Source organism: Vreelandella songnenensis, from assembly GCF_003002925.1.
In the GTDB taxonomy this organism is placed as follows: Bacteria; Pseudomonadota; Gammaproteobacteria; order Pseudomonadales; family Halomonadaceae; genus Vreelandella; species Vreelandella songnenensis.
The window spans coordinates 775,706-788,223 of record NZ_PVTK01000001.1; the positions used below are offsets into that span (position 1 = coordinate 775,706).

The following is a 12,518-nucleotide window of genomic DNA, read 5'->3' on the forward strand; positions in this document are numbered from 1 at the left end:
CACGGCCCGCGGGACCGACTGCGCAGGTCCCGCAAAGCCATGAGAACTCCGTAACACAGCAGCGCGGGCACTTGCCCGCCCGGTGCCCACGCCCTGCTTGCGTTTCGCTAAAGGATGATTGAGGCAGCGCCTCGAAGGACCTCCATGACAGAGCTCAGCCGCGACCATTCCAACCTGGCAGATGCCATGGCTTCGCGTCGCTACTTTCGCAAGTTTGACGATATTATCCACTACCTGGCGCGAACCGCCGTTACGCTTCAGGCAGAGGGCCAGCTCTCCAAGACACATACAAAGGTGTTATCAGACTACCTGCTGCGCCTTAACCGCTCTTTTAAGGCATTGAGCATGAAATATCTGCTCGTTGGCAGCGAGCGAAGCCCGCTGGTCAACGGTCTGACCATGGACCGGCGGGATAGCGGTTTCCCGGTGGCCACAGAGCTTTTGACCATGGGCAACGATGCCCAGCAGGCCGTGCTTCATCTGGCCAACCAGCCCTCGGCGCAGGCGCTGAAAAAGCAGATGCTTCATACCATCCTGACCGAGAGAAGGTCGCCGTCCCAGCTGCAGTTTGCGCTCTCCCAACGGCTTTACTACGAAACCTTGACAGAGGGGAATCTTTTCTGGTCGCGCAACGACCCGCAGTTTATCTTGCTGGACCCATCCGCCGAGGGGCGCCGCCAGTTTTTGTTGCACTGGGCGGTGTACGACAGCCAAGTCAACCTACCGGTTGTCTATCTCATGGAGGTCGAAGATACCGGAGATACGCCGCTGCCTTACGATCAAGGCCGCTGGCCGCAGGCGCAAATGCACCTGATGTCTCAGTCACTGGCGGGACTCAAGCTGCTGACCATTGCCCAAGGCTTTGACAAGGATTTCCGCGACCTACATCCCAAGCAGCTGCGTCGCTACCACATTGGTCCGATGTATTCATCAGCCTATACCCATCAGGCAGGACCGCTGCGCGAGGTGCTGGAGCAGGCGGCCACCCAGCCAGGGCAAGACTGGGCGCTGGCCTGGACTCTGGAGACTCTGGATAGCCATGAGGTTCGCGAGGAGCGCGCTGGCTGGTTCAGCAAAGTGGAGCGCGAAGTCTACGCCCTTGATCCATTTGGTGGACAGGGGGCCGATACCGGCGCCACGCGTACCGAACGCGCGATCATTCTGCCCCAGCACCCCTTTCAAGTGCTCACCGAACTCAACCCGCCGGGCTTTTTTGACGTTCGTAAATTCGTGGTGAGCACCAAGGGACAGGTACTCAGCTATTAGCCCGGCGCGCGCTCGCGCCAGATACACATTAGACACGTCAAGTCGGCTCGTGCGGTTATCCAGCACCGCCAGCCAGCACGAAATACTGTACTAGGGCCGGAGTGCCCTGCCAGCGAGGACACAATGAGTTTGACCAGCGACCAGATGGAACTGCGCGAAGACGATATCCGCAAACACTATGCCGCCGCGACGGCCATGCTGGACGGTATCGACCACACCCCGCGCATCGCCAAACCCCAGGCTGCCCCCGCCGAAGCGGCCTCCGAACGCTCGCCGGGCATTGGCCATACCCGGCGGATGCGCTCCACCACCCCGGGGCTCGCAACCCGTTCCACGGCACGCCCGCAGGGCGTTCACCTGCGCGCGCGCATCGAGGATACAGAGGAGGAAGATCCGCTTATCTCGCCTCTTCAGGCAACGGCGCTGCATCAGCTTCGCCGTGCGCTGGCCATTGCTCTTGCCGTTGGCGATAACTATGCCAACGCCTCGGGTCTTGCCGAGCTGAAACGTGCCAATCTGGCCGGCACTCTGGACGCCGGACGCAAGCGCGAGTTCAGCGAGCTGTTAGCCGGTGAGTCTCTTGCTGTAATGCACGTGTTCGCCAACGCCAGCGCCTATTTGCTGGCGCCACACATTGGTGAGGTCAATGTCGAGATCGGCGAAGTCGAAGAACTGCTCACCGATAATGCCCCGCTGGCGCTCAACGGCGTTCTGTGGGAACTTGACCAGACCCTGGCCCAGCACGCCACCGATGAGCCACGACTGCTGGCCACGCTGGGCGCCTTTGCCGAACAGTGCATGGAGAAAGTTGCCCTACGGGCGCAAAATGCTCCCCGGCTTGCAGCTTTCACCGACGCGGCATGGCACATCGAGTCGGACGACCTGACCCTGCGCGGCTTTGAGCCCGCCACCAAGGCCAAGTCGACAACGCTGACCATGTCATTCAAAAAGCCCCACGAAGTAGTCGGCAACCATATCGCCAAGTACCAGTCGCTGCGCCTGTCCAAGATGATCATGGCCTACGACTTCGAACGGCGACTCAATCCCTTTGCCGAGCTTGGCGGGTTCATCTTCACCTTCATGGGCGACGGCAAGCCCGGCACAGGTAAGACGACGCTGATCCAGATGATGGCGGGGCTTTTGAACGACTACTGCCAGGTAGCCGGCTACCCGTTTCGCTACCAGAACTTTGGTATCGACAACATCGACAGTTACCAGGGTAAATCCGGCCAGAACGCCAAATCTTTCATCAACAATCTGATGGACCCGAGCGTTATCGGTTTCGGCACGGTGGACGATATCGATCAGATTGCCGGAAAACGGGGCGATAGCCACTCCTCGGCCGGTCAGCAAGAGGTGACGGCCGTGCTGATGGATGCCTTTGCCGGCGCCAATACGGTGGTGCGCGGCAACTGCACGTTCGGCATGTTCTCCAATTATCCGGAAAACGTCGACGATGCCCTGCGCCAGCGCTCCGGCGCACGCTTTCTGGTCGATGGGCCGCAGACCCGTGATGACTACATCGACGTCCTCCACCTGCTGCTTGGCAAGGGTGCCGACTTGCCACTGGGCGACCACGACCTCTACGCCGCTCAGGAGATTCAAAAAGCCGTTGCCAAGTCATTCGATGCCCATAGCCGTCCGCAGGAAGAGCGGCTCCTGAATGTGTTTGACAAGGTCCACTCCCGGGTGGGCGAGCTCGACAACATCGCCAAGCTGGGCACCTATCTGAAAGCCATTCAGGAGGCCGATGAGCGCTTTACCGGCCGGGCGATCAAGAATATTACCGACGCGGTCAAGGTGCGTTCCATGGACTTCGAACTGCCCGACGAGTGGATGGAGCATCCGGAGCTGTTTCTGCACCGGGACTATGATACCAAGCTTGGCATGATCAAGGAGCTGCGCCAGCCCATCACCGCCGAGATGGTGCTTCAGGAGATCAACCGCTACGCCGACAGCGAGTTCCGCTATTCAGGCAAGTCCGACGAAGCGGCTATCGAGCGGATGGTCCGTGACATGGGGCTGCAGGAGCAAGCCAAGCGACGCTATCTGCAGGGAGCCAACCCATGAAACGCCTGATCGACAAGGGGTTGATGTTTGGCAACTTGTTATACGTCGGCTCCCCGGCGCTTGTAGAGCGCTACGCCCGCGCACTCAAGCACCTCACCGGCCACACCACCGCGCTTGACGAATTCCATATCGATATCTCCGGCTACTCGCCGGAGATCGGCGATGAGCTGGAAGACCATTATTACCTCAATCATGGCGGTGTGAACCGGCAGTTCATCCTGCTCTCTACTGAACAGAAGTTCTGCCCGCTGCTCAACGCCCACTTCTCCACCAGCCACGATATCCTCAAGCGCTTCATGGAGGCCAACGAGCGCCAGCTGTTTGCGCTGATGGCCACCGATGCCGTGGCGGGGGAGCTCGAGAACTCGGTACTGGGCGTCGACTCCCCGGAGCAACTGTTCGATATTCGTCGGATTGTCATTGAAGCTGACACGACTACCGGTACCATCAAGGAATCAGCGCGCCTGGAAACAATGATCGACCGCTTCATGCAGGAGGAGGACAGCTGGTTCGACGATGAACTGATCGAGGCGATGGTGACAAGCGCCAAGCGCACCGGCAACATCACCCGCAACCCTCTGTCGCTTGAGCACCAAGCATTTGAGCAGAAGAATTTCTGGACAGCCCACTTTGGAGGACTCTATCTTTTTCAGGATGCGGACAGCTCGGCGCTGATTGCCAGTCGCGAAAAGCCACAGGGGCGATTTCCCGTCAAACGCATCTTGAGCCTTGGCGAGCGCAAGAAGATTGGCGAGTTTCTTCAGGAGAATCAGCTTGCCGAACCCATCGTTAAAGTTCGCGGCGCCGATGAGGCCCAGATTCTGCGCCAGAAAATGACCTTTGTACTGGCAGAGACACTAGTCAACAAGGGTATGGATGTCGCAGGCCTCTCCTACGCCGACGTGCGCCGCCTTGCCGCCCGTTACACCGATGATCTCCCTCCGGAGTACGAGGGCCTGGCCGCCATGGTGCGATGGGCTGAAACCCGCGGCGCTCGCCCCAAAATCGGCCTGGATGACCCGAGCTACTTTTATCTAATGCGGGCAACCCATGGCCCAGATAGAGATCTGGTCAACATGCTGCTGGCCGAACTCTCGCCGCTGGATATGCGCCAGCTCTATATTTGCCACAAGAACGAGTTTTACCGCCAATACCGTGACTGGCCCGACGCCAAGAAAGCCTACTGCGTCGACTTTCTGGCGCGGGAATACGTCGATAACAAAGCGGGGGCTCGCGCCTATCTGTTTGGCGATGAGGAATAAGCGAGGCGGCGCGTGTGCTTGAGGTAATCATCTGACAAGGGGGCCAGCATGCTGCACTTCATGCGCTTGGTCGTCATTTTTATCATGACGCTTGCCGTGCTGTATAACGCGCTGACATTTTATATGCGCACATGCCAGCGCTGGCGATTGAAGCGTCTCTGGCAGCACGAGCGCCCAGCGCTGGACCAGGCCACTTTTGTCAAACGCAGAATGGCTGAGTTCGAAGACTCTTTCAAACGCAAGCTGGCCCACTTGGTGTACGTGACCCCGCCAAGCGCCATCGTGCTCATCATCTACGTGATCAACTTTATGTGAGGCGACCCTGATGGTCTATTTAAAATGGTTTTTCCTGCTGGTCGTGTGGACGCTGATCGGGGCATTTTTGCACTACAGCCTGCCCCGCCACGATGTGGTGAGAATTGTGAACACCTATGAAGAGCGTATCGACCTAGATACCTGGACGCGCATCTTCTGGTCAGACCCCACCGAACAAGCCAAGACGCTGGTCAACCGTGATGTAAAATTCATTCAGGGGGTACGCCCCAACGGCAACAGCATCGTCTACCGCAATGAAGACACCGGATGGGGATGGCCGCCCTACTTCAAATTCGACACGGCCAACCTGCATACTGAAGCGAGCGATTCCATCTCGGCCCGCGACAATCCGCGCTGGGTCAGCGTCACCTATTTTGGCTGGCGCAACTTGTTTTTCACCATTTTCCCCAATGCGATCTCCATTACCCCTGTGGATGGCCCTGACGATAAGCCGTTCAACTGGTTCACGACGCTGTTTCTGATCGTGTTTGGTGGCAGCGTGGGCTACGGCTACTACTGCTGGCGGCGCTTTCGTCGCAACCGGATCACACCAGCGCTTGAAGGAGTAGGAGATAATTTCAGTGCCGCTGGAGAGGCGTTCAGTCAGAAACGCGGCCGTTTTCAAGCCTGGTTGGATACCTGGAAGAGCAAGAAAAGGCGCTAACGAAAAGCGCTACTGCCTCTATCTCAGTCGACGAGTTCAATAGGCAGTGGTGCCCGCTTGACCGTCTTGGTCACGATATAGGTGCAGTAACGTTCGATGCCCACCTCCGACACCAGCCAAGCGTCCATTAACCGCTGGTAGCTGTCGATGCTGCGGGCTTCGAACTTCACCAGATAATCGACCCCGCCGCCGACCGCCACGCACTCGGTGACGTCCGGGGTTTCCATCACCAGCGCTTCAAAACGCGCAAAGCTTTCGGCGTTGTGCGCTTTCAGCTCGATCTGCACCCACACCGGATTACGCGGCACCAGCACATCGGCATTGATACGTGCGGTGTAGCCCTCGATGACCCCGGCCTTTTCCAGGCGCTTGACGCGCTCCCAGCAGGGGCTGATCGACAGGTTGATCGCCTCGGCCAGTCGGGACTTGGTGATGCGCCCGTCCCGGGAGAGGATAGCGAGAATGTTCAGATCATAGCGGTCAAGTTTCATCATGCCTGGGGCTACGCCTCCAGGCGGTCGACAACGTCGGCAATCACCGCAATGGTGTCGCCCATGTTGACCAGCGCCGGGGCACGGCGCGCGATCAGAATGCCATCGCGCTCGGCGCGGTAGGCCACCGGCTCGCTGCCCGTGCGGGTCATGTCATAAACGTAGGCCAGCACCTGCCCCTGGGTCACGGCATCGCCCAGCGCCACGGTCAGCTCCAGCACCCCGGTGTGCTGGCTCTGCACGTAGCAGCTGGCGTCCGGCATATCGAGATAGACCTGACCACCTTCCGGCATGGCTACCTCGCCCTCCATCAGCCCGTAATGGATCAGAAAATTGCGCACGCCGCGCTCGGTGATCGCCATGCTCTGGGGCGTGGAGGTGCCGCCACCGCCCAGTTCGGTGGCCACGAATACCTTGCCCTGGCGCTCGCAGGCCGTGTCAAACAGCTTTTCGGCGTCGAGCTCGAACATCACCATGGCGTAGGGCGCGCCAAACGCCTTGGCGCCGTCAAGCGCGGCCTGCTGTTGGGCCTTGTCATCGAGCACATGCGAGGCGCCAAAAGGCAGAATATCCAGGGTGCGCCCGCCGGAGTGCAGATCCAGCACCACGTCACTCATGGGCACCAGTACGCGGGTGAAGTAGTCGGCAATCTGCAGCGTCACGCTGCCGTCGGGGTCGCCGGGGAAGCTGCGGTTGAGGTTGCCCTTATCCATGGGCGAGGTGCGTGCGCCTGCCATCACCGCCGGGGTATTCATGCAGGGCACGATGATGACCCGCCCGCTGACGTCTTGCGCTTTCAGCGCATTGGCAAGCTTGAGTAGCGAGGTAATGCCCTCGTACTCGTCACCGTGGTTGCCGCCGGTCAGAAGTGCTGTAGGGCCGTCGCCATTCTTGACCACCGTGATCGGGATCATTACCGCGCCCCAGGCAGAAATATCGGTCGAGATGGGCAGCTTCAGAAAGCCGTGCTGCACACCGTCAGCATCAAAATCGACGGTCGCGGAAATCGGGCTCGGTCGCAGGGTCATGATAAATCCTTCAATTGGTTACTTGACGAACAGCTGACGCGGGAAGTTGGCAAGCGTCTCGCAGCCCGTTTCGGTGATCAGGATGCTTTCGGTAATCTCCAGGCCCCAGTCCTCCACCCAGAGTCCTGGCATGAAGTGAAACGTCATGCCGGGTTTCAGAATCGACTCATCCGAGGGCCGCAGGCTCATGGTGCGCTCGCCCCAGTCCGGCGGGTAGGAAATCCCGATGGGGTAGCCGCAGCGCGCCCCGCCCCGATCAAAGCCGTACTTGTCCATCGCCGCCCCCAGGGCCATGGCGATATCCGCGGTGCGATTGCCAGGCTTGGCCACCGCCAGACCGTTTTCGATGCCTTCCAGCAGGGCGGACTCTGCGCGAATGAAATCGATCGGCGGGCGCCCTAGAAACACGGTGCGCGACATCGGTGCGTGGTAGCGCTTGAACACCCCGGCAATCTCGAAAAACGTACCCTCGCCTTCGCGAAACGGCGTGTCGTCCCAGGTCAGGTGCGGGGCCGCTGCATCCTTGCCGGTGGGCAGCATGGGTACGATGGCGGGGTAATCGCCGCCATGCACCTTGCCGTTCTCGTCCACAAAACCTTCGATGCCGACGCGGTAGATTTCCGAGACCAGCTTGCTCTTGGGCAGGCCAGGCTCGATCACTTCCAGGATGCGCGAGTGCATGCCCTCGACAATCTTGCCGGCCACCCGCATGTAGGCAATTTCCTGAGGCGACTTGATCGCCCGGCACCAGTTCACCAACGCATTGGCGTCGATGAAGCGGGCGTGGGGCAGCTCGCGCAGAAGGCTCTGGTAGGCCTTGGCAGAGAAGTAGTAGTTGTCCATCTCCATGCCCACCACGCCGGTATGCCAGCCCCGGTCAGGCAGAATCGACTGGGCCAGATAGTCCATGGGGTGCATGTCCGGATTCTGGACGTAGTAATCCGGGTAATAGGTGATGTTGGATGGATCGATCCAGCAGGTGCGCAGCGCCCCGTTGGCATCCATACGTCGGCCAAACCACACCGGCTCGCCTTCAAGGCCAACCAGTACGCACTGGTGAACATAGAATGACCAGCCGTCATAGCCGGTCAGCCATGCCATGTTGGAAGGGTCGCTGACGATCAGTACATCAATGCCGCGGCCGGCCATTTCAGCGCGCACCTTCCACAGGCGGCTTGCATACTCTTCACGCGTAAAGGGCAGGGAAACCTGAGTCATCGGGCAACTCGCCATCAAAGATCACTAAGTACCGATGCGCGTTTGTATTACGCCAAGCACCGAGCCACAGGATCGACCTGGATTGCCGCTTGAGGGCCGCCAACGTCGTCTTAGCCCGATACTAGCACCACCCCTTGGTTGCGGGTCAAAGCCTTTATGCACCTCAGGCCGTCTGATCCTTCAGGCGGCTGCGCAAAAGCTCGAGCACGGCGCGCTCATCCGGGCCGATCAACTGCTCCTTTTCAAGCTCCTGCTCCACCAGCTGGCGGAAATGCTCAAGGGTGCGGCCATCCAGGTAGCTTTCGACCACGCGGGGGTCGATATAGCTGGCCTTGGCAATGCTCGGGGTATTGCCCAAGGACTTGGCCACCCGCTCTACCGCCTGGCGCACGTTTTTCTGGCTGATGCTTTCGTCTTCGCCAATGCCCAGCTCTTCAAGCGCCAGCGCCGCGATAGAGGTTCCCGCCCAGGTACGAAAATCCTTGGCACTGAACTCCTCGCCCATGACTTCGTGGATATACGCATTGAGCTCGGTGCTATCCACCCGCACCTTGTTACCCTCGCTATCGAAATACTTGAAAATCTCGTAGCCGGGTATGTCATCGAGCTCGGCGACCACCTGAGCAAGCTTGGCGTCCTCCACGACCCGATGCTGGTGCTGGCCGCTTTTGCCCTGGTAGTCGAAGATCAGTTCGTCGCCGTCGATGGTGAGGTGCTTGGAGCGCATGGTAGTCAGCCCGTAGGAGTCGTTCTCGCGCCGGTAGCGCTCACTGCCCGGGCGAAAGTAGGCGCTGTCGATCAGTCGCACCATGCAGGCCAGCACTTTTTCCCGCGGCATGCCGTCAAGCGTCAGGTGCTGCCCGGTGATACGGCGCATGGTGGTCAGCCGCTGGGCAAAATCCACGATGCGATCAAATTTCTTTGCCTCGCGGGCTTCGCGCCATTTTGGGTTGTAGATGTACTGCTTGCGTCCGGCATCGTCGCGCCCCACGGCGTAGATATGGTGGCGGCGGTTGAGGGTTATCTCCACCTCACGCCAGGCCGGCGGAATGGCCAGCGAGTCGATCCACTCCCGCCAGCTCGCATCGCGTAGCGTGTTGCCGGAAGCCGTTCGATAGGTGAAGCCCTTGCCGCATCGATGGCGGGTGACCTTGCGCGGTGAAACTGGTGACATGGCAATTTCCCTTTACCGTGATCGTCGCTTTACAGCGTAGGCCAGACTTTTGATTTCTTCGCCCTCGCCAAGTCGGTAGATGAAAATTAGTAGATAGCAAGCAGTACGTTACGACTTGCAGCACACGCGGGAGGTCGCCCATGATAGTGACTCAATCGCGTAACCATGCCTGTGGAGGCGAGATGAAAATTGTGGTGCATATCGATAATGCCCGGCAGTGGCAGGAAGCGCTGAGCCAAGCGCTGCCCCAGGCCACGGTACTGACCAGCGAGGCCCAGACTGACGAGCGCAAGGGCGCTGATTACCTTGCCGTATGGAAAGCCCCAGCCCATCTGCTGGAAGAGCAGACTCATCTCAAGGGCATCATCAACCTGGGCGCCGGGGTGGACTACCTGCTGAGCACTCCAGGGCTACCTTCTGATGTACCCATCGTGAAGCTGCGCGATGCAGGCATGGGCGAGCTGATGGCCGACTACGCGCTCTACGGGGTCCTGCACTTCTACCGCAGCATGGACCGCTACGCGGCGCAGCAAGCCGGCGCCTGCTGGCAGCCGCACGAGGTGGTCGAAAAAGCCGACTGGCCGGTGGGCGTGCTGGGCCTGGGGGCCATTGGCGCGTATGTGGCCAGCGCCTTGCAGCAGGCGGGCTTTCCGGTACTGGGCTGGAGTCGTTCCCCCAAGGCCGTGAAGGGCGTGGAGTGCCTGCACGGCGACGAGGGGCTTGATACCCTGCTGCCTCGGGTGAAAAGTCTGATCACTATTTTGCCCGACACCGCCGCCACCCGGCACCTGCTCGATGCAAGGCGGCTGGCCCAACTGCCCAAGGGTGCCAGCGTTATCAACCCGGGCCGCGGCAGCCTGATCGACGAGCAGGCCCTGCTGGACGCTCTGGGTCACGAAGAGACGCCTGGGCATCTGCGCGGTGCGCTGCTGGATGTCTTTCACGAAGAGCCGCTGCCCGCAGAGCACCCACTCTGGCAGCATCCACGGGTAGTGGTCACGCCGCATATGGCCGCCCCCACGCCGCTCAACGAGGCCATCGACCAGGTAATTTCCTACCTGCACGACTTTGAAGCGGGCGAAACGCTGCCTACCGTGAATTCAGATCAGGGTTATTAAGCCGCACATTTCATACTGCTCAAGACGCCCAGGCTCATGAAAGGTAGAATACCGCGCTAGAGAAAGGACAGTGCGATCAACCGCAGGAACCTATGTCTGCGTTTCGCCCTCTATCGACACGTTCGTTTTCAATCTCTGCCCGGCCTGATTGGGCAATCGCTTGTCAACAAGGAGAGTCACCATGCGAACCGCCCGTTTAACGCCCCTGCTGGGTGCTACCTGCCTTTCACTGCTGGCATTTCAGGCCCGGGCCGGTGAAGAACCCCCTCAGGCACTTGCCGACCTGGCCCCGTTCGAGGCCAAGTATCGACTGGAAACCCGCAGCTGGCCCAGCGCGACCATTACCCATACGCTCTCCCAGGAGGGCCTGCACTGGCTAAGCGACATGCGCTTTTCCGTTGCCATCGCGCGTGGGCAGGAGTACAGCCGCTTCTCGGATAGCCAGGACACCATTCGCTCACTGCTGTACAGCAGCAGCTACTCGCTGCTCGGCGTAGGCGACAGCTATCAGCTCACCGAGGCCGACATCCCAAGCATCGACCGCCAAGCCGCGCTGGTCGATCTGTCTCGCCGCGCGGGCCATGAATCGTGTACCCAAAGCGCGCCCTGCGATCTTGAGTTTGTCGATCACCGCGGCCGCGACGAACACTTCCAGTACTACGCCGTTGAAGGGCTGCAAACGGTCAATGTTCCGGCGGGCGAATTCGAGGTTCAGCAGGTCGTGTTAAACGATGTCGAAAAACCTGACCGTTTTCTTGAACTCAACTTTCACCCGGACTGGCCCGGGCTGATCGTTTCGGCGGAGTACCTGAAAGAGGGTAAACGCCAGACCCGCATTCGACTGACCAGCTTTACACCCTAAGGGGGCATCACACCTTCAATGCTGTCTGGATTACTGATTGTTCTTCTGCCCCTGGTAGTGGGCTACCTGGTACGCATTCGTTCCTCTTATCTGCAATCGTTGATCAACCGGGCCGTCAGCGGCTCGGTGTATCTTATTCTGCTCTTGATGGGTGTAAGCCTGGCCGGGCTTGAAAACCTGGCAAGCCAGCTTTCACGGCTGGGCGGCAATGCGTTTGTGCTATTTGGCATCACGGCCGTGTTCAACCTGGCCGCCCTTTGGTGGCTATCCAGGCGGGTAGCGTTAAAAGCAGGCACATCTCCGGTGGTGAAAAATGCTCCAACCAGCAAGCTTGCGGCCATGCAGGGCTCGCTACTGCTGCTGGTCGTGGTAGTGGTTGGCGTGGTGGCAGGCTTGCTGCTGGGCCCAAGGCTTGGCGAGACGCTTTTTGCAGCGGCGGATCTGCTGGCCGAAGGGGTGCTTTACGCGCTGCTCGCACTGATTGGCTGCCAGCTGCGTAACTCCGGCATGCCGCTCCGGCAGATTCTGCTCAACCGGCTGGGGCTTGCCATCGCGCTTACCCTGGCCGCAAGCTCGCTGCTTGCGGGGCTGCTGGCAGCGCCTCTGCTCTCGCTTACCTGGAACGAGGGCCTGGCGATGGCGTCCGGTTTTGGCTGGTACTCGCTTTCCGCGATTCTGGTCGGCGATCAGTTGGGGCCGCTTCTGGGTGGCGTTGCGTTTTTCAACGACCTGGCCCGCGAGCTGCTGGCGTTCGTTCTGATTCCGCTGGTCATTCACCGCCACACAGCGCTGGCCATCGGCTACGGTGGCGCCACCTCCATGGATTTCACCCTACCGGTCATCCAGCAGCACGGCGGCGTGGCCTGCGTGCCCATCGCCGTTGTCAGCGGCTTTATTCTCTCGCTTTTATCACCGCCACTGATTCTGTTTTTTCTTTCCCTGTCGGCTTAGGCTTAGCTCGACAGCCGTCAGGCACATCGACGCGCCTGCGTGTTCCGCCTTGCTTTTAGCACGTGAATCCTACCGGCCTCAGGCCGGTATCTTTCCGTG

General features: G+C 59.9%; 12 protein-coding genes. 8 read left to right on the top strand and 4 right to left on the bottom strand.

Going from position 1 to position 12,518, the window contains the following annotated elements; genetic code table 11:
* The first annotated feature begins 144 nt into the window (after positions 1-144).
* From B0H98_RS03465 to B0H98_RS03485, 5 genes are all read left to right on the top strand, one after another.
* Positions 145-1,266, top strand: a complete 1,122-nt coding sequence (locus tag B0H98_RS03465; protein WP_106373654.1) for a hypothetical protein — start codon at positions 145-147, stop codon at positions 1,264-1,266.
* A 123-nt stretch (positions 1,267-1,389) separates the two neighbouring features.
* On the top strand, positions 1,390-3,336 hold the full coding sequence (locus B0H98_RS03470) for an AAA family ATPase (protein ID WP_106373655.1): 1,947 nt from the start codon (positions 1,390-1,392) through the stop codon (positions 3,334-3,336).
* Positions 3,333-4,598 (top strand): DUF6638 family protein, encoded by a 1,266-nt coding sequence (locus tag B0H98_RS03475; RefSeq protein ID WP_106373656.1) that lies wholly within the window; start codon positions 3,333-3,335, stop codon positions 4,596-4,598. Before B0H98_RS03470 ends, B0H98_RS03475 begins: the two co-directional genes overlap by 4 nt.
* 48 nt (positions 4,599-4,646) lie before the next feature.
* Positions 4,647-4,913, top strand: coding sequence for a hypothetical protein (locus B0H98_RS03480; protein WP_106373657.1), 267 nt, complete (start codon positions 4,647-4,649; stop codon positions 4,911-4,913).
* A gap of 10 nt (positions 4,914-4,923) precedes the next feature.
* Positions 4,924-5,577, top strand: a complete 654-nt coding sequence (locus B0H98_RS03485) for a DUF1523 family protein (protein WP_106373658.1) — start codon at positions 4,924-4,926, stop codon at positions 5,575-5,577.
* 23 nt (positions 5,578-5,600) lie between these two features.
* On the opposite strand, the gene B0H98_RS03490 is transcribed toward B0H98_RS03485, so the two are convergent.
* The 4 genes from B0H98_RS03490 to B0H98_RS03505 all read right to left on the bottom strand — a co-directional run bounded on the left by B0H98_RS03490 (position 5,601) and on the right by B0H98_RS03505 (position 9,488).
* A complete protein-coding gene (locus B0H98_RS03490) occupies positions 5,601-6,071 on the bottom strand; it encodes an Lrp/AsnC family transcriptional regulator (RefSeq protein ID WP_106373659.1) in 471 nt (156 codons plus the stop codon).
* Between the two features lie 8 nt (positions 6,072-6,079).
* Complete coding sequence (gene doeB, locus B0H98_RS03495) at positions 6,080-7,096, bottom strand: N(2)-acetyl-L-2,4-diaminobutanoate deacetylase DoeB (RefSeq protein WP_106373660.1); 1,017 nt, start codon at positions 7,094-7,096, stop codon at positions 6,080-6,082.
* Between the two features lie 18 nt (positions 7,097-7,114).
* On the bottom strand, positions 7,115-8,314 hold the full coding sequence (gene doeA / locus B0H98_RS03500; RefSeq protein ID WP_106373661.1) for an ectoine hydrolase DoeA: 1,200 nt from the start codon (positions 8,312-8,314) through the stop codon (positions 7,115-7,117).
* A 163-nt stretch (positions 8,315-8,477) separates the two neighbouring features.
* Positions 8,478-9,488 (bottom strand): DNA topoisomerase IB, encoded by a 1,011-nt coding sequence (locus tag B0H98_RS03505; RefSeq protein WP_106373662.1) that lies wholly within the window; start codon positions 9,486-9,488, stop codon positions 8,478-8,480.
* Between the two features lie 182 nt (positions 9,489-9,670).
* On the opposite strand from B0H98_RS03505, the gene B0H98_RS03510 reads away from it, so the two are divergent.
* The 3 genes from B0H98_RS03510 (at position 9,671) to B0H98_RS03520 (ending at position 12,419) form a co-directional block, all read left to right on the top strand.
* Positions 9,671-10,606, top strand: coding sequence for a 2-hydroxyacid dehydrogenase (locus B0H98_RS03510; protein ID WP_106373663.1), 936 nt, complete (start codon positions 9,671-9,673; stop codon positions 10,604-10,606).
* A 181-nt stretch (positions 10,607-10,787) separates the two neighbouring features.
* A complete protein-coding gene (locus B0H98_RS03515; RefSeq protein ID WP_106373664.1) occupies positions 10,788-11,468 on the top strand; it encodes a hypothetical protein in 681 nt (226 codons plus the stop codon).
* Between the two features lie 18 nt (positions 11,469-11,486).
* Complete coding sequence (locus B0H98_RS03520; RefSeq protein ID WP_106373665.1) at positions 11,487-12,419, top strand: LysO family transporter; 933 nt, start codon at positions 11,487-11,489, stop codon at positions 12,417-12,419.
* Positions 12,420-12,518: the final 99 nt, after the last annotated feature.